This is a genomic window from Aeribacillus sp. JST-2 (assembly GCF_056032925.1).
In genome coordinates this window covers 67,835-88,564 of sequence record NZ_JBVVUU010000001.1, presented here as the reverse complement: position 1 = coordinate 88,564, position 20,730 = coordinate 67,835, and the positions used below count along the sequence as shown (strand labels likewise).

The 20,730-nt window shown below is 41.6% G+C and carries 23 protein-coding genes and 1 other annotated feature; all 23 genes read right to left on the bottom strand.

The features are described 5' to 3' along the window. Nucleotides 1-105 precede the first annotated feature (105 nt). Nucleotides 106-1,020: an RluA family pseudouridine synthase gene (locus tag AC0KTX_RS00515; protein ID WP_474250267.1), complete on the bottom strand. Its 915-nt coding sequence runs from the start codon at nt 1,018-1,020 to the stop codon at nt 106-108. A gap of 3 nt (nt 1,021-1,023) precedes the next feature. Next, nucleotides 1,024-1,485 carry a signal peptidase II gene (gene lspA / locus AC0KTX_RS00510; RefSeq protein WP_474250266.1) on the bottom strand — a complete coding sequence of 154 codons (462 nt, stop codon included), beginning with the start codon at nt 1,483-1,485 and terminating at the stop codon, nt 1,024-1,026. A 96-nt stretch (nt 1,486-1,581) separates the two neighbouring features. Then, the gene (locus AC0KTX_RS00505; RefSeq protein WP_474250265.1) at nt 1,582-1,884 is read right to left on the bottom strand and encodes a molecular chaperone DnaK; all 303 of its coding nucleotides are present in this window, start codon (nt 1,882-1,884) and stop codon (nt 1,582-1,584) included. 112 nt (nt 1,885-1,996) lie between these two features. Then, on the bottom strand, nt 1,997-4,765 hold the full coding sequence (gene ileS, locus AC0KTX_RS00500) for an isoleucine--tRNA ligase (protein ID WP_474250264.1): 2,769 nt from the start codon (nt 4,763-4,765) through the stop codon (nt 1,997-1,999). Between the two features lie 58 nt (nt 4,766-4,823). Next, nucleotides 4,824-5,047: a binding site (T-box leader), on the bottom strand. Nucleotides 5,048-5,097: 50 nt separating this feature from the next. Then, complete coding sequence (locus AC0KTX_RS00495; RefSeq protein ID WP_474250263.1) at nt 5,098-5,610, bottom strand: DivIVA domain-containing protein; 513 nt, start codon at nt 5,608-5,610, stop codon at nt 5,098-5,100. A 97-nt stretch (nt 5,611-5,707) separates the two neighbouring features. Continuing rightward, nucleotides 5,708-6,484 carry a YlmH family RNA-binding protein gene (locus tag AC0KTX_RS00490; RefSeq protein ID WP_474250262.1) on the bottom strand — a complete coding sequence of 259 codons (777 nt, stop codon included), beginning with the start codon at nt 6,482-6,484 and terminating at the stop codon, nt 5,708-5,710. A gap of 75 nt (nt 6,485-6,559) precedes the next feature. Further along, complete coding sequence (locus tag AC0KTX_RS00485) at nt 6,560-6,823, bottom strand: YggT family protein (protein ID WP_474250261.1); 264 nt, start codon at nt 6,821-6,823, stop codon at nt 6,560-6,562. Between the two features lie 9 nt (nt 6,824-6,832). Then, nucleotides 6,833-7,294 carry a cell division protein SepF gene (locus tag AC0KTX_RS00480; protein ID WP_474250260.1) on the bottom strand — a complete coding sequence of 154 codons (462 nt, stop codon included), beginning with the start codon at nt 7,292-7,294 and terminating at the stop codon, nt 6,833-6,835. Further along, nucleotides 7,284-7,988: a YggS family pyridoxal phosphate-dependent enzyme gene (locus tag AC0KTX_RS00475; protein ID WP_474250259.1), complete on the bottom strand. Its 705-nt coding sequence runs from the start codon at nt 7,986-7,988 to the stop codon at nt 7,284-7,286. The genes AC0KTX_RS00480 and AC0KTX_RS00475 overlap by 11 nt, the downstream gene beginning before the upstream one ends. A 3-nt stretch (nt 7,989-7,991) precedes the next feature. After that, nucleotides 7,992-8,825, bottom strand: coding sequence for a peptidoglycan editing factor PgeF (pgeF, locus tag AC0KTX_RS00470; RefSeq protein WP_474250258.1), 834 nt, complete (start codon nt 8,823-8,825; stop codon nt 7,992-7,994). 73 nt (nt 8,826-8,898) lie between these two features. Continuing rightward, nucleotides 8,899-9,156 (bottom strand): YlmC/YmxH family sporulation protein, encoded by a 258-nt coding sequence (locus AC0KTX_RS00465; protein ID WP_474250257.1) that lies wholly within the window; start codon nt 9,154-9,156, stop codon nt 8,899-8,901. A 101-nt stretch (nt 9,157-9,257) separates the two neighbouring features. Then, entirely contained in the window at nt 9,258-10,034 is a 777-nt protein-coding gene (gene sigG, locus AC0KTX_RS00460; RefSeq protein WP_474250256.1) for an RNA polymerase sporulation sigma factor SigG, read from the bottom strand. A 129-nt stretch (nt 10,035-10,163) separates the two neighbouring features. After that, the gene (gene sigE / locus AC0KTX_RS00455; RefSeq protein ID WP_474250255.1) at nt 10,164-10,883 is read right to left on the bottom strand and encodes an RNA polymerase sporulation sigma factor SigE; all 720 of its coding nucleotides are present in this window, start codon (nt 10,881-10,883) and stop codon (nt 10,164-10,166) included. 30 nt (nt 10,884-10,913) lie between these two features. Continuing rightward, nucleotides 10,914-11,840: a sigma-E processing peptidase SpoIIGA gene (gene spoIIGA / locus AC0KTX_RS00450; RefSeq protein WP_474250254.1), complete on the bottom strand. Its 927-nt coding sequence runs from the start codon at nt 11,838-11,840 to the stop codon at nt 10,914-10,916. Between the two features lie 304 nt (nt 11,841-12,144). Then, on the bottom strand, nt 12,145-13,278 hold the full coding sequence (gene ftsZ / locus AC0KTX_RS00445; RefSeq protein ID WP_474250253.1) for a cell division protein FtsZ: 1,134 nt from the start codon (nt 13,276-13,278) through the stop codon (nt 12,145-12,147). A gap of 41 nt (nt 13,279-13,319) precedes the next feature. Continuing rightward, complete coding sequence (gene ftsA / locus AC0KTX_RS00440; protein WP_474250252.1) at nt 13,320-14,606, bottom strand: cell division protein FtsA; 1,287 nt, start codon at nt 14,604-14,606, stop codon at nt 13,320-13,322. Nucleotides 14,607-14,726: 120 nt separating this feature from the next. Beyond that, nucleotides 14,727-15,107, bottom strand: coding sequence for a small basic family protein (locus AC0KTX_RS00435; RefSeq protein ID WP_474250251.1), 381 nt, complete (start codon nt 15,105-15,107; stop codon nt 14,727-14,729). After that, the gene (locus tag AC0KTX_RS00430) at nt 15,107-15,829 is read right to left on the bottom strand and encodes a DUF881 domain-containing protein (protein WP_474250250.1); all 723 of its coding nucleotides are present in this window, start codon (nt 15,827-15,829) and stop codon (nt 15,107-15,109) included. The genes AC0KTX_RS00435 and AC0KTX_RS00430 overlap by 1 nt, the downstream gene beginning before the upstream one ends. A gap of 16 nt (nt 15,830-15,845) precedes the next feature. Beyond that, complete coding sequence (locus AC0KTX_RS00425; RefSeq protein WP_474250249.1) at nt 15,846-16,568, bottom strand: DUF881 domain-containing protein; 723 nt, start codon at nt 16,566-16,568, stop codon at nt 15,846-15,848. A gap of 17 nt (nt 16,569-16,585) precedes the next feature. Further along, nucleotides 16,586-17,332, bottom strand: a complete 747-nt coding sequence (locus AC0KTX_RS00420) for a cell division protein FtsQ/DivIB (RefSeq protein ID WP_474250248.1) — start codon at nt 17,330-17,332, stop codon at nt 16,586-16,588. A gap of 166 nt (nt 17,333-17,498) precedes the next feature. Then, entirely contained in the window at nt 17,499-18,410 is a 912-nt protein-coding gene (gene murB / locus AC0KTX_RS00415; RefSeq protein ID WP_474250247.1) for a UDP-N-acetylmuramate dehydrogenase, read from the bottom strand. An 18-nt stretch (nt 18,411-18,428) separates the two neighbouring features. Then, a complete protein-coding gene (gene murG / locus AC0KTX_RS00410) occupies nt 18,429-19,535 on the bottom strand; it encodes an undecaprenyldiphospho-muramoylpentapeptide beta-N-acetylglucosaminyltransferase (protein WP_474250246.1) in 1,107 nt (368 codons plus the stop codon). A 69-nt stretch (nt 19,536-19,604) separates the two neighbouring features. Next, nucleotides 19,605-20,705 carry a stage V sporulation protein E gene (gene spoVE, locus AC0KTX_RS00405; RefSeq protein WP_474250245.1) on the bottom strand — a complete coding sequence of 367 codons (1,101 nt, stop codon included), beginning with the start codon at nt 20,703-20,705 and terminating at the stop codon, nt 19,605-19,607. Nucleotides 20,706-20,730 lie beyond the last annotated feature (25 nt).

The following is a 20,730-nucleotide window of genomic DNA, read 5'->3' as shown; positions in this document are numbered from 1 at the left end:
TGCATAACCAACCTACTGTCACACCATTCCTTCTCAGCCTCTCGGGACTGCAGTTAAAGGATGTTGCATTTTCTAAACGTATTATGACAGAGCAAAGCAAAAATGTCAACGATCATTTCTTAACATTTGCAAGATCTTTTCAAATTCTTCCGGGAGCGGTGCTTCAAACATCAAAAACTCTTTTTTCCGGGGATGCTCAAATCCGAGCACGCCTGCATGAAGAACCTGTCCATCAATCGGAAGCGTTTTTTTCGGCCCGTACTTTGGATCGCCTGCAAGCGGATAGCCGATATATTTCATATGCACGCGGATTTGATGCGTCCTCCCGGTTTCCAGCTTGCACTCAATATACGTAAAATCCGAAAAGCGTTCCAACACATAGAAATGGGTGACGGCTTCTTTGCTGTTTGTCTTTGTTACCGTCATTTTTTGCCGATCCTTTGGATCCCTGCCGATGGGAGCATTGATCGTGCCTTGATCATGGGGAATAACCCCATGGACGACCGCCTTATATCTTCTTTCAACTGTTTTTTCCGCAAGCTGCTTTGCCAACGATTCATGTGCTAAGTCATTTTTTGCCACCATCAATAAACCTGAGGTGTCTTTATCAATCCGGTGAACAATTCCCGGGCGGAGAACACCGTTAATCCCTGACAAATCCTTGCAATGAAATAAAAGGCCGTTCACAAGTGTGCCAGTGGTGTGGCCTGGTGCTGGATGAACGACCATTCCTCGCGGTTTATTGACAACGATCACATCTTCATCCTCATAGTATATATCAAGTTCCATCGGTTCAGGCTTGACATCCAGCACTTCTGGTTCCGGAACCAAAACGGTGATGACATCGCCTTTTTGGCATTTGTAATTCGCTTTGACTTTTTTTTGGTTGACGAGAACAACCCCATCCTTGATCCAATTTTGAACAGATGTCCTAGACCAATTTTCATTTTCATTGGCCAAACATTTATCAATCCGTTCATTTTCCTCTTTTTCCGTAACAACAAAAGTAAACTGTTCCATTTTCTACTCCTTTTGTTTCTTTTCTTCGAAAAACAGAAAATATAAAAAAAGCAAAAATACCCCAATTGTCAAAGCCGAATCGGCAATATTAAAAATCGGAAAATTATATTGAAAAATATATGTATGGATAAAGTCCACAACCTCTTTGCGGAAAAGGCGGTCAATAAAATTTCCGATCGCGCCGCCGAGCATCAAGCTGAGGGCAGCCCCCAGCATTGCGTGTTGTTTCGCATATTTTTGCATATAATAAATAATGGCAATGACCACTATCACGGTAATAATATAAAAGAACACCATTTGGTTTTGCAATATTCCCCAAGCCGCCCCTTTATTGCGATGGGACGTTATGTATAAAAAACCGTTAATGATTTCAATGCTTTCACCAATTTCCATATTTTTCACGATCAGCCATTTTGTCCATTGATCGAGAAGGATGACGAATAAAGCAATTATATAATTGTGCACAATGCTTTCCTCCACTCAAAGGCAAGTTTCTTTCAAATTTTAGCACATTTTTTGACAAACAGTAAAGAAGCGCGGCCAGCAAAAAAGTGAAGCTCTTCACTTCACTTTTCCATGAAAACCTATTGATTTTTTTAAATATGTCTTCATATTGAGAAAATCATGAATCGTTCTGGCGGTCGGAACATGTGTTAATTGTTCAATTGGAATTTTTTTTCGTGTTTCTTCACATATACCATAAAGCCCATATTCCATTTTTACTAATGCGCGCTCGACATCGATCAGTTCGTTTTGGACATTGCGGATAAAAGCCGGATCATCCATATGGCAATTGGAAAGCCGCGCATTTAGTTCATCTTTCATTAACGTTAATTCTTCCTTAATGGGATCGAGCGGATTCATAATCAAAACCCCCTCGTCTGTTTTCGTACCTATATTTTAACCTCACGATCATTCAATAACACTTTAAACATTTTCCACTTGCAAAACAGAAAAGCCGTCAAATCGACGGCTTTTAAACAGTATAATGTTCTCGAACAATTGTTGCACATCTTTTGCAGAGCGTAGGATGATCTTCATCGGATCCAACATCTTTTGCTACGACCCAGCAGCGCTCGCATGTGACGCCTTCCGCTTGCTTTACAATTATTTTGATGTTGTCGAAAGCTTGCGCTTCTATTGGCGCTTCTGCATAATCACCAGCATATTCAAGCTGGGATACGATAAAGAGCTGTTTAACATCCTCTTCAATCGCATCAAGCAGCTCTTTTACTTCCTTCTTCGGATAAAGGATGAGTTGAGCGGTTAAAGATTTTCCGATCACTTTTTCATTTCTCGCGTTTTCAAGCGCCTTTAATACATCATCGCGCAGGCGCATGAATTTGTCCCATTTTGCTTCAATTTCTTTGCTTCCTTCAATGTCAATCGTTTCAGGCATATCGACAAGCTGAACGCTTTCTTCCGAAACGGATTCAATGTGGCTCCAAACTTCGTCAGCCGTATGCGGCAAAATGGGCGCCATCAGCTTCACAAGAGCGAGTAGCGCTTCGTGCATTACAGTTTGGATTGAGCGGCGGTCATGGCTGTCAGCTGCTTCAATGTATAAAATATCTTTCGCAAAATCAAGATAAAATGAGCTGAGATCAATGGTGCAGAAATTGTGAACCTCATGATAAACAACCGCAAAATCGTATTCATCATAAGCTTTTTTCACTTTCTCGATCAACTTGTTTAATTTAATGAGAATATAGCGGTCGACTTCCCGTAAATTTTCCGATGGCACTTTGTCTTTGCTCGGATCAAAATCAAACAAGTTCCCCAGCAGGAAGCGGTATGTGTTGCGAATTTTTCGGTAAACTTCTGCCACTTGTTTTAAAATCGCATCAGATACACGGACATCGGATTGATAATCAACAGATGCCACCCATAACCGGAGAATATCGGCTCCGAGCTGCTCCGTCACTTTTGTCGGCGCAACGACGTTTCCTAATGATTTGCTCATTTTCCGCCCTTCGCCGTCAAGCGCAAAACCGTGGCTTAATACCGCTTTATAAGGTGCTTTTCCTGTTACTGCCACTGCAGTGGACAAAGAAGAGTTAAACCAACCGCGATATTGGTCAGATCCTTCTAAGTACAGGTCTGCTGGACGTTCCAATTCTTCCCTTACGGTGAGCACCGCTTGATGCGATGACCCGGAATCAAACCAAACATCCATAATATCCGTCTCTTTCGTAAAAATTCCGTTTGGACTTGATGGATGCGTAAATCCTTCCGGCAGAAGATCTTTTGCCTCGCGTTCAAACCATACATTTGAACCATATTGGCGGAAAAGATTGGCCACGTGCTCAATTGTTTCATCTGTTATGATCGGTTCCCCGTTTTCACCATAAAATACAGGAATCGGCACGCCCCAAACCCTCTGACGAGAAATGCACCAGTCGCTTCGATCTCGAATCATGTTATGAATGCGCATTTCTCCCCAGTGCGGGATCCATTTCGTTTCTTTGATTGCATCAAGCAGTTCTTGACGAAAATCTTTAATGGACGCAAACCATTGCGAAGTTGCCCGGAAAATGGTCGGTTTTTTCGTTCTCCAATCATGCGGATATGAATGAGTAATGAACGAAAGCTTCAAGAGCGCGCCAACTTCTTCTAATTTTTCGGTAATTTTTTTATTCGCATCTTCATAAAACAGTCCTTCAAATCCAGGAGCTTCCTCTGTCATACAGCCTTTTTCATCAACGGGACATAATACGTCCAAACCGTATTTTTGGCCAATGATAAAGTCATCCTCCCCATGGCCAGGCGCAGTATGGACGCAGCCAGTCCCAGCATCTGTCGTCACATGCTCGCCAAGCATCACTAGTGAATCACGTTCGTAAAACGGGTGTTTGGCAACGACATATTCGAGCGCTGATCCTTTGAACGTTTTTACGACTTCATACTCCGTCCAGTTTAATTCTTTCGAAACTTGTTCAAGCAAGGCGGCTGCCAGAACAAAACGGCTGCCAGAAACTTTGACTACGCAATATTCCAATTCAGGATGGACGGCAATCCCTAAATTGGCTGGAATTGTCCATGGAGTGGTCGTCCAAATAACAATTTTTTCTCCTTCCGTTAGCACACCTTTACCGTCTTTCACTTCGAATGCTACATAAATAGAAGGTGAACGTTTCTCATAATATTCGATTTCCGCCTCCGCTAATGCCGATTCGCTTGAAGGCGACCAATAAACAGGCTTCAGCCCTTTATAGATGTAGCCTTTTTTCGCCATTTTACCGAAAACACGAATTTGCTCAGCCTCATATTCCGGTTTCAACGTTACGTACGGATTGTCCCAATCGCCGCGCACTCCGAGCCGCTTGAACTGTTCTCTTTGGCGATTGATCTGTCCCCATGCGTATTCTTCGCATAGCTTGCGAAATTCAGCTACAGACATTTCCTTCCGATTTACCTTTTTATTTTTCGTTAGGGCGGTTTCAATCGGGAGACCGTGCGTATCCCATCCTGGAACATATGGTGCACAAAATCCGCTCATTGATTTATAGCGGATGATAATGTCCTTTAAAATTTTGTTTAAAGCATGACCCATATGGATATCCCCATTGGCAAACGGAGGGCCGTCATGCAAAACAAATAAAGGACGCCCTTTCGTTCGTTCCTGCACTTTTTGATAAATGGACAGTTCATTCCATTTTTGTTGGATTTCCGGCTCTCTTTTCGGCAGATTTCCTCTCATTGGAAAGCTTGTTTTCGGCATTAATAATGTTTCTTTATAATCCATTGCCATACCTCCACATCAAAAAATCTTAGATTTATCTAAATAAAAAACCTCCTCATCCCTAAGGGACGAGGAGGAACATCTCGCGGTACCACCCTTATAGACGACAAAAAGGCATTGCCGTCCACTTCACATTGCTAACGGTTTTTCATCCGCCAAAGCTTACTGAATTCAGCCCGGAACTCAAGGGTGATCTTCGTTCTTCCGCCTTTACCGGGCTTCCACCGTCCCCGGCTCGCTGCTGAAAGGGAATGGAAGAACTACTGTCCCTCTCATTGTTTTTTATATTTCATTTTATTTTCGTATTATAAGAAAAACAGCTGAAAAAAGTCAAGTTATACTTTTGATTCCTCTGTTTCTTCTTCGCCGAGAATCGGTTCAACATTATATTCCATCAAGTGATCCCAATCATCGTTTTTTAACAAATCAAGCTGCGCTTCAATGAGCATTTGAAAGCGGGTTCTGAACACTTTCGATTGCTTCTTCATTTCTTCGATTTCCATCGCAATTTTATGCGATTTTGCCAATGCTTCATTGATGATTCTGTCTGCATTTTTTTCCGCTTCTTTAATGATCAGCTTTGCCTCTTTTTGGGCATTTCTTTTGACATCTTCCGCCGCTTCCTGAGCGACTAAAATGGACTTATTTAATGTCTCTTCTATATTGTTAAAATGGTTGAGTTTTTCCGTTAATTCTTTCACCTTTAATTCAAGTTCTTTTTTTTCACGGATAATCATTTCATAATCTTTAATGACTTGGTCGAGAAACTCATTGACTTCATCTTCATCATATCCGCGAAAACCTTTTGTAAACTCCTTGTTATGAATATCCAATGGCGTTAATGGCACTAAATTCCACCTCCATAAGTATGTTCTTCGGTCAGCGTTATTTCAATTATAAAACATATTTCGACAAAACGGACAACTTTCCTCCATTTTCCTTAAATTATTTTTGAATGCCAACAGCAAGACGCCATTTTTCTTTTTTTGTTTTCCCATCAATCGAGATAATTTTGCTTCTTCCATAACCGCGAACGGAAAATACATCGCCTTCTTTCACTTCAAAATGAGCGTCTTCCGTCACTTTCCAATTTACTTTGATTAGCCCATTTTCAATTAGCGCTTTTACTTTTTGTCTTGACAAGCGGTGGATATTGGCAATCACGGCATCAAGACGGAGAGAAGAAACAGTAATAATGAACTCGTCCATTTCCTTTTTTTCGTCTATCAATTGATGGAATGAAATCGGCTTTAATTGGACGGATGTTCTGCCAACTTTGCTGAAATTCAAGGACAGAAAACGTTCCATTTCCTTCACTGCGATGAACTGCACTATGCCGCCTTCGATGAGAATATCGCCAAATTTTCCTCTTTTCACCCCTAATCCCATCAGAGATCCGAGCACTTCCCGATGAGAAATGTTCACAAATTTTTTCGGATAGACTATTTCAAAAGCGGTGAGTTCAAAATCATCTGCTGTCGGCTGAAAATAATCCGGATAAAGGATCGCCCGTTTTCGCTCCGCATGGTCATAGCCTCCGAAAAATTGGACGCGGACATCGCTATGCTCCCCAATCACCGTTTTCACAATGTTTTGCTCTCTCGGATCCAGAAAATCAATCAATTTCGGCCGATATTGCTCCATTACAATGTTCTTCCAATCAAGCAGCTGGTCAATAAACGGCCTTTCATTTTCGCGAAAATGCTGATATATGCTGTTCACTTACGATACAACTCCAACTTCTTATATAAAAAGCGCCGATTGGAATATTTCCCTTCGCCAATCAGCGCGGTTTTATCAAGATATCATCGAAAAAACGGCATACAGCCCGTAATCGGCAAATCTTAGCGCAATCAACGCAACTATAGGAGAAAAATCAATCATTCCAAGCGGGGGAATAAATCTTCTGAACGGTTCTAAATACGGCTCGCAAATATTTGCCAAAAACTGCCCCACTGCTGTCTCTCTTGCGTTAGGAAACCATGACATCAAAATATAAATGATAATCGCATAGGAATAGATTTCCAACAAAACACTCAAAATGTTATATAACGTCCCCATTTACCATATCTACCACCTTTTATGATCATCTTCTGACAAGAAATCGGAAATCGATCCGGAAATATCTACATTGTCGGGCGCGCATAAAAAGATATCTACTCCAACACGTTGTATATCGCCGCCAATAGCGTAAACGGTTCCGCTTAAAAAATCGACAATTCTTTTGGCCTGATCATGGCCGATGCGCTGTAAATTGACGATGCAAGCCCGTCGGCTTTTTAAATGATCGGCAATTTCTTGCGCTTCTGAATAGGCTCTTGGTTCACACAATACTACTTTAGTCGATTTTTGAACGCTTTGCAAACTGACGATATTTTTTTTGCCATAGCCAGCCTCTCTATCATTATGCTCACTCCGCCTGAACAAAGGCGCTTCATTTACCCTTTCATTCTCAACGTCTTCTACTTCTTCATATTCATATTCTTCATCATCAAGGGCAAAAAAGCTTTTAAATTTGTTTTTAATGCTCATTCCGTTCACCCCCATTTACATTTTCTGATCCGACTAAGGAGGAGCCTATTCGCAAAAACGTTGCTCCCTCCTCAACGGCAATTTCATAATCATTGGACATTCCCATGGAAAGCTCCGTACATGGTGCATATGGAAGGTTTTGCGAATGAATTTGGTCCCTCAACGTTCTTAATAAACGAAAACAGCCGCGGATGACTCCTTCATTGTCTGTAAAAGGCGCCATCGTCATTAAACCAACTATTTCAATATGTGAAAAATCTTTTAATTGATGAATGAAAGAAAGGCATTCTTCCGGTTTGACCCCATGTTTTGTCGTTTCGCCTGAAGTGTTGACTTGCACAAAACATTTTATTTTATTTTTGGCTCTTTTTTCAATTTCCTTGGCTAATGACAATCTGTCAAGAGAATGTATGTAATCCACCTTGTCAATAATATTTTTAACCTTTTTTGATTGCAGTGTACCAATGAAGTGCCAAGTAATGTGAGATCCAATCTCGTTGTATTTATGAAGAAAACCGTCATCCCTATTTTCTCCTAAATGGAGAATGCCTGCATCGATTGCCTCCTTCGCACGGTCTACCGAAACATACTTTGTAACCGCGATGATTTGGATGTCCTGGATATTCCGGTTTGCTTTTTGGCATGCTCGTTCGATTCTTTCTTGAATCATTGCTAAATTTTCTTTAACAGTCAATGCCTACATTCCCTCCTTCATGCCAATGAATCCCATCATTCTTCCCGTTTTTCCTTTATCCCTTCTGTGAGAAAAAAAGAGATTCTCATGACAGCTTGTACAATAGGATGATACTACAATCTGTTCATCCGGCACCCCTTTTAAAATCAACAGCTCCCGGTTCAACTCTGCAAGATTGACTGCGTATTGCCCTGTTTTCACTTGTCTTACTAGCCGGCCGGATTTATTTAACGGATAAACGGCATTTAAGCCTTCCAACACATCATCATTGACAACATAACAACAATCGCGGATGGAAGGGCCGATTGCCGCATGGATCTCTTCGACGGCAATTCCTTCCTCTTTTGCCCAATGATCCACGAATTCACCTGCAATATTTTTCGCTGTTCCTCTCCAGCCAGCATGGCATATGCCAATAAGGGAGTTTTTAGGAGAAAAAAAGAAAATCGGTACGCAATCGGCAAAAAAAAGAGCCAGCAGGACATTTTTTTCAAATGTATAGAGACCGTCGGTGCCGGAAATGCATTCATCATAAGAAAAAACACCGGCACCTTTATGGTGCTGCGTAACTTTGACAATCTTTTTATCATGAACTTGATCGGCGCACACCCAGTTGGAAAGATTGGCTTTGATCTTGTCTCCCACTATTTTGCGGTTCTTTATAACCGCTTTGCTGTCATCCGGAACATGGAGTCCTAAATTTAATGATTGAAAGGAATCTTGGGAGACACCTCCATTTCTCGTCGTGAAGCCGATGATTAGCTGCGGATGATGTTCTTTCCAATCTGGGATGGACAACACCGAAGAATCAACAATTTGAAAAGGCTCTCGTTCCATATAATCAATCCTTTTCGACAATCTCCCTTTTTATTTTACCACATCTATACTCCGTCTTTAACGAATTTTCGCTTTAATTGGCAATTTCTTTGTCATCTTTTGATATTCTTACTAAAATAACATCTTCGCCAATTTTTACAATATTCCTCCAAGGAATGACGATTTCCTCCCCCCGTCCAAATATTCCTAGCATTTTTCCTTGCTGGCCTATCATAATCGCTTGGATTTTGCCTGTCGTTACATTGATATCGAGATCGTCGATGTTGCCTAATTTTTTGCCGTCATAAACATTTACAACATCTTTTGCCTGCAGTTCGGAAATATGAATCACCTTTCCCTTCTCCTCTCCGTTCTTCCTATATTGATTTATATGTTCTTTCAACAGAAATCATGATAAAGGACCATGCTCGCCAGAACATGGTCCTTGTAAAACTATTGAATATTTTTCGTCATCTGCTTTATGGCCGCTTTTTCAAGCCTTGATACTTGTGCTTGGGAAATGCCGATTTCTTCCGCCACCTCCATTTGCGTTTTCCCTTGAAAAAATCGTTTTTTCAAGATCAGCTTTTCCCTGTCATTTAAACGCCGAATTCCTTCTTTTAATGCGATTTCTTCAATCCATTTTGAATCACGGTTTCGTTCATCACTCAACTGATCCATGACATAAATCGGATCACCGCCATCATTGTAAATGGGTTCAAACAGCGAAACCGGATCCTGTATGGCATCGAGGGCGAAAACGATCTCTTCCTGCTCAACTTCCAGCACTTTGGCTATCTCCTCTGCACTCGGTTCACGGGATGTTTCACTCATTAATTTTTCGCGGACTTGCAACGCCTTATAGGCTATATCCCTTAACGATCTTGACACTCTGATCGGATTGTTGTCCCTTAAATACCGACGAATTTCGCCAATGATCATCGGCACCGCATATGTAGAAAATTTGACATTTTGACTTAAATCAAAATTATCAATCGATTTCATTAAACCGATGCAGCCTACTTGAAATAAATCATCCACATATTCTCCTCTGTTGTTGAATCGTTGGATAACACTGAGCACAAGGCGCAAATTGCCGTTGACAAGTTTTTCCCTGGCTGATAAATCGCCGTTTTGCATTTGTTTAAACAACACTCTCATTTCCTCGTTTTTTAAAACCGGAAGCTTTGAAGTGTCTACACCGCAAATTTCAACTTTGCTTTTCGCCATTTTGTTTCCCCCTCAGGAGTTCTTGCTGTACTATGATCAGTATCTCCCCGAGAAGGAAAAATATGCACAAGCTTTTCAATCGCTTTTTTCCAAATTGCTTGGCGAAACAACTTTATGATGTCTATTTATTTACAGCATTTTATTAAATTCTTTCCGCAATCGTTTAATAATTCTTTTTTCAAGTCTCGAAATATAGGATTGGGAGATGCCGAGCATATCGGCGACATCTTTTTGCGTTTTCTCTTCCCCTCCGTGCAGGCCGAATCTAAGCTCCATAATTTGTTTTTCCCGATCGTTTAACTGTGCAAGCGCCCGCATCAGCAGCTTGCGGTCAATGTTCGCCTCCAAATCCTTTGTAATAATATCGACATCTGTTCCAAGCACATCGGAAAGCAGCAGTTCATTCCCATCCCAATCTATATTAAGAGGTTCGTCGAAGGAAACTTCGGAGCGTGTTTTATTGTTTCGTCTTAGGTACATAAGTATTTCGTTTTCAATACATCTCGATGCATATGTAGCAAGTTTGATTTTTTTCTCAGGGTTGAAAGTGTTGACAGCCTTTATTAAACCGATTGTGCCGATGCTGATTAGATCTTCGATATTGATCCCGGTGTTTTCAAATTTGCGGGCGATATAGACGACAAGGCGCAAATTGCGTTCAATTAAAATAGAACGGGCCGCCTGATCTCCTTTCGGAAGTTTTTTTAAAAGCACTTCTTCCTCTTCTTTTGAGAGAGGCGGAGGCAATGCTTCACTTCCGCCGATATAATAGATTTCATCACTTTTCAGCCCGACTTTCCATAAAAACTTGTACCATAAATAAGTTAAATAAAAGCGAAATTTTCCCATTTTGCTCTCCTTTCTGTATGTATTCATGTATTAGGATGCATGCTGTTTGTTTCCTTTCTGAATCATTTTTGGATGAATGATGCACTGGTAATCACCTTCACTCGACAATGCCATAGGCTCAAGGCCGATCAAAGGATGAAAAACCATTAGCTTCTCTTCTTTTAATTGAATGATGAGTTGATCGGCTTTTATAGCCAGCAAAAATTGATGATCCCTCCCTACTGCTCGATAAGGAATAATTCTGAGCCGCTCGACCCAATCTGTCTCAACTGTTTGAGATAACGCATCAAGCGGGTTTTGGCGGGAAATGATCCGAAAAATGTTTTCCGGAAGCAGATCTTTTATTTTTTCTGTTTCCACAATCATGACGGGCTTGTTTGTGATTGGATCATGAAGTTGATTTCCGCTGTCGATCAATCCTTTTAGGGCAGCCTTTTGATTTTCAATGATAATGGCGACTTCAACAATTTGGTCATAGAAAATTTTTTTTGCTTCGAGCTGTTCGAATCGTATACGGGAAAAATACCAAACAATGGGAAAGCCAATGATCACAAACATCCATCCGACAGGGTCGCCAAAACCTGTGCTATTCGTTAAAATCACTTGATCTTGAAAGATGACGTTGCTTTGAAAAAAATAATAGGCGCCGAGCATTCCGCCACCGATTGCAAATGAGACAAAATAAAACGTGCATAAAGTACTAAAAAAAGTACGGAACCGATGGAAACCAAATGCGAGAACCACCATCGCGCAAGAAAGAATCAGCTTGGATTCCGGACGGTTTGCAAAAGGAGCTAACGGTGTAAAAAGCAAAATAACAATGGAAGAGCCAATCAGTGCTGATATGATCAGCCTCCAAGGTTTTATCTTTTTTTTTAAAATCATCCCTGTTAACAATAGGAGCATGGCATCAAAACAAAAATTGAGCAGCCAAACAGCATCCAAATAAACGGCCAACCATCTCTCCCTCTCCATATTCTTTTATGCATCGTTTCTTTTCCTGCTACAAGCTAGTATAAATGTTTTAAATTCCAAATTGTGTCATATAATGCCGAAAGCAAAAAATATTTTTTGCCGGATTCATGATGATTTCGTCGATTCAACAAAAAAAGCATGGGGCTGTCCGAAAAGGGGTTTTCAGACGAATTTATGAAAAAAGCAAGACCCAGGAATGCTGTTATATCAACATTCTTGGGTCTTTTACTTGGAAACATGTGACACTAAAATGGACTTTTTAGACAGTCCGATGCTTTCTTCATCATCAGCGCCGTTTGCGGTTTCTTAGGAAAGTTGGAATATCCAATGTATCTTCAGCCTGCTGAAAGGTGCGGTTAGCCAAATCTTGCTGAGGTTCTTCTCGTTTCGGATCTCGTTTTGGCAGCATGTTTGATTTTAAATTTTGAGAAAAAAAGCGATTGTCTTGTTTGGCCGAATTTGACTCGACTTCACGAAAGCCTGTGGCAATGACAGTGACAACAATTTCATCCTTTAAGTTTTCATTGATGACAGAACCAAAAATCATATTGACATCCTGGTCTGAAGCAGAAGCAACAATGTCAGCTGCCTCCTGCACTTCATACAAACTTAAATTTGTCCCGCCCGTAATGTTCATCAGCACTCCTTGTGCACCATCAATCGACGTTTCAAGAAGAGGACTGGAAATGGCTTTTTTCGCAGCTTCAGCAGCACGGTTTTCTCCAGTGGCTACACCAATGCCCATCAAAGCAGAACCTTTATTCGACATGATGGTTTTGACATCCGCAAAATCCAAATTAATCAATCCGGGAACGGCAATTAAATCAGAAATTCCTTGCACCCCTTGGCGAAGAACATTATCCGCTTCGCGGAACGCTTCTAACATTGGCGTATTTTTGTCGACAATCTCAAGCAATCTGTCATTCGGAATGACAATCAATGTATCGACCGATTCTTTCATCGAAGCGATTCCGCCGGCAGCCTGCATCGCCCGCTTGCGGCCTTCAAATGTAAACGGCCTCGTCACAACACCGACGGTTAAAGCTCCCAAGTCTTTGGCAATTTGTGCGATAACAGGTGCAGCTCCAGTTCCAGTGCCGCCCCCCATTCCGGCAGTTACAAACACCATGTCCGCTCCTTTGAGCGCTTCTTCAATTTGCTCTTTGCTTTCTTCAGCCGCTTTTTTTCCTACTTCCGGATTTGCCCCTGCCCCCAAACCTCTCGTCAGCTTGGCGCCTATTTGCAGTTTTATTTCCGCTTTGGAAAGATTCAATGCTTGCGCATCGGTATTGACTGCAATAAATTCAACACCTTGTACACCATGTTCAATCATCCGGTTGACAGCATTGTTCCCGCCGCCACCCACTCCTATCACTTTTATCGTCGCAAACCCGTCTATGTTCGTTTCAAACTCCAACATGCAAATCCTCCTAATCCATCAATGCTCTATTGACGAAATATTTATTCGAAAAAGTACCCAAAAAATTTTTTCACTCTGCTCATTTTTTCTTCGCTTTTTGGTTTTGAAGCCTGTTTTTTATGAGAGGTGTAAGAATCATCAGGAACCGTCTGTTGAACCCTATCTAATTCCACATGCGATCCAATCCTTCTTCCTTGTATTTTCGCATTTTTATAAGCAAATTGGATCAGCCCGACACCTGTCATGTATTGAGGATTTCTGACGCCGATATAATCAGGGCTGGCAATTCGTACGTTATGTGCGAGAACGGTTTGGGCAAGTTCGAGCAAACCCGGAATATTGGCGGTTCCGCCCGTTAACACAAACCCTCCCGGCAATTCCCTGAAACCAAGCTTCGTCACTTCTTTTCTCACAAGCTGAAAAATTTCCTCAGTTCTGGCTTCAATGATTTCCGCAATGTCCAATTGGCTGAACTCTTGCGTTTTATCACTGCCGATCAGCGGGACGTCAAACACTTCCTCCACAGACGCATGTTCATAAAAAGCATGTCCATGCTTCATTTTGATCTTTTCTGCCTCTTCCGTTGAAGTTCTAAGGCCGATGGACAAATCGTTCGTAATATGTTCACCGCCCACAGGGAGAACTGACGTTGTTTTTAATTCACCATTTTCAAAAACGGCGATGGTAGTGGATCCGCCGCCAATATCAATCAGGGCTACGCCTAAATTTTTTTCGTCTTTCGATAATGCTGCAGACCCGCAGGCAAGGGGCTGTAGCGCAATATCCGTTATTTCCAAACCAGCGCGTTCTACACAACGCAGCAAGTTATGTAACATTGTTTTCGATCCTGTTATGAGGAGACCTTCCATTTCAAGCCTTACTCCGAGCATTCCGCGGGGATCGTGAATGCCATCCAGGCCGTCGACGATAAACTGTTTCGGGATGCAATCGATAATTTCCCTTTCAGGAGGAATCGACAAAACTTGAGCTGCTTCGATGACACGTCTGACATCATCATTTTTTATTTCCCGGTTCTCGCTTGATACTGCAACAACACCATGGCAATCTTGAAGATGTATATGGGAAGCATTCACGCCGACAACAACTCTTTTCAGCGGAATGCCGACCATCCTTTCCGCCTGTTCGACAGCTTTTTTGATCGAATGAACCGTTTCATCTATATCAACGATTGATCCTTTTTTCAAGCCTTTTGAGTTTACATTGCCAACGCCAATGATATTTAAAGATTCATCCATGATTTCGCCAATGATCACTTTTACATTGGATGTACCGATGTCAAGACTTACAAATATTTCATTGTTGTTCATACTTCTGGCACCTCCTTATTTCAACACTACTATTCTATTATGTCTTAAACAACAATACAATGAATCGAACGTTACATCTTTGTATCATTTCATTATATGGTTAAATTCAACGCACCTGCTTTATTCCCTTTTTATTTCTTGAATTTTTTTGCTTTCTAATTTTTTCTGCCGCCATTTTTCAATTAATAGTCTGCGAATAACGGCAATGTTTTGGAATAGGCGAACACCAAAAGCAAACATCGCTACTAAATACAAGTCTACACCAAGATGAACTCCGAGAAAAGCTAAACATGCGGCCAAAACAATATTAAAAAAGAATCCTGACACAAATACGAGCTCATCATAAACGCCTTGCAAATGAGCCCGCACTCCCCCGAGGAGCGTATCAAGCGCTGCCAGTATCGCAATGGATAAATAATTTGAATATTCTTCCGGTATGTGAATATTGCTGTATATTCCTAGCATAATCCCTAAAAGAATGCCAATAATCGGAAGCCACATTATGAATTCCCTTCCTTTTCAGCTTTAAGGGGCGCCACGTTTTTCATGCGAATCGTTTCGTTATAGGGCGGAATTTTGAGATCATTTAGCGGTCTTGAAATCGTCAACTTTAAGTTATCGATCGCAAAATCATCTTTCAAAGCAGATCCTTGAATTTTGTTATAAAGTTTCTCCGCGTCTTCGGAAATTACTTTAATTTCAAGCGGATAACCAACGATGCTGTTTCCATCAATTTTGGTGATGCCGTTGATATCTCGAATCACCGTAGTATTGATGATCCGAAAGCCGCCTATTGAAATTTCTTCCGCATCAAAAAAATTTAATTCATTGATTAAATGCTTCAAGAGATCCGGTGAAATCGGGCGAACTTCTCCACCGAGCTGTTCGTCAAAAAGGGGTTCGATCGTCAAGACTACTCCTTCACCGACAGCTTCTGCTAGCCCTGCTTCCTGTTTTAGTTTTGCCAATGTTTCTTTTAACGCATTTTCAGGGCTATCTTCTTTCTCCATATTTTTAAGAACTTGGTCATATTTGCGAATCTCTTTAAGCAACTCCACCTGCAATTTTTGTTCTTTTTTTAAATCTTCGCGAAGCTCCCACATGTCGCGGGTATCGCGCACTTCAGGTTCTTTAATCGAGCGGTATTGAACAGCTGCCATAAAACCAAAAATGGTCGTGATGATGGAAAATGTCAACGCCATTTTCCAATTTGTTTTGTCCAATCGTTCATCACCTTTCTTAATTAATAGCGGTTTTTGGCGACGATTCATTCGTCAGGCGCGGGCCTAATTTTATTTCTTTTTTCTTTTCAATGGCAACGACAATATTTTCATATGACAGCTGATCAAGCACTCCTCCTGCTATGTTTAATGCCTGATAAAGCACTTCGGCATCACCAATAGCGGTAATGACAAACGGCGCGGGAAATTGGTTGCCATCGACCGTCACTACGGGACCGTTGCATTGAATATACGAATCATGGAAAATTCTTTGCCCGTTTATGGCAACGGCAGCAGCTCCCGAAATAAGCAATTCATTGACAACTTTAAAAAGATGATATTCATGAACGATATAGTTGTTGACATTTTCCCCCTCAGGTATATAGGAAGCATCTTCGAGCGTTACTTCCACCCCTTCTCCTTTCACACCCACTTCTCCAACAAACATTCTCATTTTTTCAACATCTTCCACTAAACGGTAGTATATTTCTTTTTCCTTCTTTAAATTTTCCTCAATTTCTGTGACTTTTTTCTGTTTACGGTATAGTTCCTCCTGAAGTTCTTTATTCATCTTTTCCTGCTCGATGAGCAGCTGTCTTATTTGGTATTCTTTTTCCCATTGCTCAGGGGATCGGGTTAATTTTGGTTTTTCGCGGGTTATCTGAAAGGAATAGGATAGTAAAAACCCGACGACAAGCATGATAAAAAAAAACATCACATAGCTACCCTTTGCTTTTTTCATCGGATCTTTCTCCTTCTTCACTTTTCATAGCTTTCAAAATAGGTGCCGACTTCCAGATGAATTACACCTTTCTCTTTGGGATCGAGTTCCTTGACAATGAGGGGATATGACTTCATTTTATCCGCAAATGTTTTCAGTGAAGCCCTTACTTCATAACCGTTGTTCATGTACAAAGTAATTTGGTACGGATCCATTTTAACCGGTGTGTAATGAATTTCAGAAATGGAATAGGAAATAGAGCGAGGGAGTGACATCAGCTGCTTAGCCATCAGCTGGGTGTATTCATCTTCTTTAAAACCGATTAAGATTGGTGCATCGGGCGCTTTTACACTTTTTGTCTCCTTCAGCATATGTCCGTTTTCTAAAATTGGATAAAAAGAAGATCCGCTGGAAACGTATGCAACTCGTTTCCATTCTGTAATTTGAACCAAAATGGTGTTTGGAAAGATTTTTTTTATCTCAGCCTTTTTAATTTGTTCATGGGACTCGACGGCTTTTTCCGTCTGTTTCTTGTCGACGCTCCAAAAATTTGTGCGCTGATCAATTCCGGTCAACTTGACGACCGTTTCGTCGGCAACATTCAAATTGCCTTCCACTTCAACTCGTTTTACATCGCTCAACGGCGTTTCCAAATAAATAATGATGAATATGAGAAGACAGAAGACGGTCATAAACGTAATGAACCGCCTGTTTGCCTTGCGTTTTCTCTGCTCCTTTAATTTTGGTATCCGGTCTTCAAGTGAAACGATATTTTTATTTTTCAATCTTTGAGTCACCCCGTCCTAGATCGTTAGACCTAGGTTTGTTTGATCCCGAGCTTGTCCGAAAAGGTTGGAAAGGTGAAAAACGGCATTAAATGCCGTTTCTTTTACAATCTTTTTGAAACTATTATAACACGTATGAAAGCAGGAAAGGGATAAGAATTTTTTCCTATTTATTCCTTCCTATGATTTCAACTTCTGTCTTCAATTCAATTTGGTATTTTTCCAAAACGGTCTTTTTGGCAAGATCAATTAAAGCCAGAACATCTGAGGCTTTGGCATCATCTGCGTTTACAATAAAATTGCCATGCATCTCCGATATTTTGGCTCCTCCCATTTGACGGCCTTTTAAGCCGGCTTTTTCAATCAATTCCCCCGCATAATGTGGAAGAGGATTTCGAAAAATGCTGCCAGCACAAGGGGAATCCCATGGCTGCGTTTCTTTTCGATATTCTTTGTTATGCTGCATTTTCCCAACAATCTCTTCCCGATTGCCGGCTTTCAACTTAAAAACTGCTTCAAGGCAAATACCCGGACGCTTGTCTTGGAGCACAGAGTGCCGGTAGGAAAATTCCATTTCTTCATTGTCCAGCCATTCCATCGTTCCGTCCGCAAAAAGAATGTGCGCCTTTTTCAATATTTGCGAAATATCGGATCCGTGTGCACCGGCATTCATATAGACGGCGCCCCCGACAGAACCGGGAATTCCGCTTGCAAACTCCAAACCGGACAACCCTTTTCTGCTGATGAGCGTTGACAAGGCCACTAGGGAATATCCGCCGCCTGCCGTCACTTCCTCACCGTTTATTTTAAGGTGGCTGATCCCTTTGCCTAATTTGATGACAACACCGTCAATTCCTTCGTCTAATACTAATAGATTTGAACCTCTGCCAATGACTCGCCAATGGACGCCGTATTGCCGGACGATCTCCATCGTTTTCTTTACAGCTTCCATGCTTTTTGGCTCGACAAAAATATCAGCCGGTCCGCCAACTTTCATTGTCGTATGTTTTTTTAACGGTTCTCCTTCAATCACTTTCCCTATATCGGCTTTTTCCAAAGCTTCTACAAGCTGTCTCACTTTCAGATCTCTCCATTCTTAATTCTTTTTCTTGGTAATGACCAGTTCTTTCATCACCTCATAAAGCCTTGTTGCCGCATCACGGATTCCTAATGCCCTTGAGGCGTTTTTCATTTTTTCCAGTTTGTCGGAATGAAGCAAAATACCGTCTATTGATGTCAGCAGCTTTTGTCCTGTCAAATCTTTTTCTAATAACAAGACAGCCGCCTTTTTATCGCTCAAAGAGCGGGCATTGATTTCTTGGTGGTTGGCCGTCACATAAGGGCTTGGAATTAAAATGCTCGGCAGTCCGAGTGCGGTAATTTCCGCCAATGTCGTTGCCCCAGCTCTTGAAACAATTAAATCGACAGCTGCTAAAACTTCTGGCATATTATGAATAAACGGTTTGATGATGACATTTTCGGGAGGCTGTTTTTGTTTTAATTGATCGATGATTTGGCCATAGTGAACTTCACCTGTCACATACACGACTTGATACGGTTTGTTGGCAAATTCACTTAGGATGCTGAGGACCGATTCGTTGATTGGACGCGCGCCGCGGCTGCCGCCAAAAATGAGAACAGTTTTTAAATCCTTTTTTAGATTCAGCGCAGCTCTGCCTCTTTCGCCATCAACTCCTATTACTTCCTGTGCCCGCGGATTACCAGTGAGTACTACTTTGCCTTCCGGAAAATACTTTTTTGATTCTTCAAAGGAAATCGCTACCTTATCCGCATATCGCGCCAGAAATTTGTTGGTGACACCCGGCAGGCTGTTTTGTTCATGAATGATCGTCGGTATGCCAAGTTTGCTAGCCGCATAAACAACGGGGCCGCAAACATATCCTCCGGTTCCGATGACGACATCTGCTTGAAAGTGTTGCAGCCACTTTTTGCAGACCGAAACACTTTTGATAAAGCGATGAATGGTTTTCAAATTTTCCAAAGTAAACTTTCGTTTAAATCCGCTGATGTCAATCGCTCGAAAAGGAATTTGTTCACGGTTGACAATTTCTTTTTCAAGTCCTTTTTCCGTCCCTATGTATAAAAACTCGACATTTTTTTCTTGTTTTTGCACTTCCTTTATAAAAGCAAGGGCAGGATAAATATGACCTCCAGTTCCTCCCCCGCTGACAACTATTTTCATCATCCTGGCCTCCTGATAATCAAAATAATGCATTGTGTACTCATTTCCAACGGCAAGGCAAAATGTCTTTTATATTTTTGCATGTTGACTAATATTTAACAAAACGCCAATCGCCATCAGCATTAATGTTAAGGATGAGCCGCCATAACTCAAAAACGGCAGAGTAATGCCTGTCACAGGCATCAATCCTGTCACAACCCCAATGTTGATAATGACTTGGATCGCTACCATCGCAATAATTCCTACCGCCAGCAAGCTTCCATATAAATCCGGCGCTCCCAACGCAATGATAATGCCGCGCCACAACAGAAGAGCAAACAGCAATAGCACAAGGGAACCGCCGATAAAACCGAGCTCTTCCGCCACAATGGCAAAAATAAAGTCCGTTTGCGGTTCAGGCAAATAAAAAAATTTTTGTCTGCTCTGACCCAATCCTAATCCGAACAATCCGCCAGGGCCTATGGCGTAAAGCGATTGAATAATTTGAAATCCGCTTCCGAGCGGATCTTCCCACGGATCTAAAAAAGAGGTAATTCTTTTGATTCGGTATGGCGCCGATAACACTAAAACCGCAAAGCCAAACACGCCAATCAGCCCTAATCCGATAAAATGGCGGATTTTAGCCCCAGCAACAAAAATCATGACGGTGCATGCCCCCACCATCACGGTCGCAGTTCCCAAATCCGGCTGCAGCATAATGATGGCGAAGGCAAGAAATACTAACCCTAATGATGGGAAAAGACCTTTTCGGATTGTTGTTATGTTTTTTTGATTTTCAGACAGAAATTTTGCAAGAAAAGCGATCATGGCGAATTTCATAAACTCCGACGGCTGGATGGAAAATGCACCGACCCCTATCCAGCTTCTGGAACCGTTGCGGACCATCCCAATTCCGGGAATCAATACAGCGATGAGCAGGATGAAACAAACAATCAAGAGAAACTTTGCCCATGACCGCCACGTCCAGTAATCAAAATTCATGAAAAAGAACATGGCGATGATTCCCAAAGCGGCAAACAACATTTGCCTTTTTGCGAAGAAAAACGCATCGTCAAATTTGTACGCCGCCCAAATGGCGCTAGCGCTGTACACCATGATCAATCCAATCGTCAACAGTAAAAAGGTGACGATGATAAGGACGAAGTCAGGAGATTTGCTTTTTGCCGTCACGCCGAACACCCCGATCTTTTTTTTG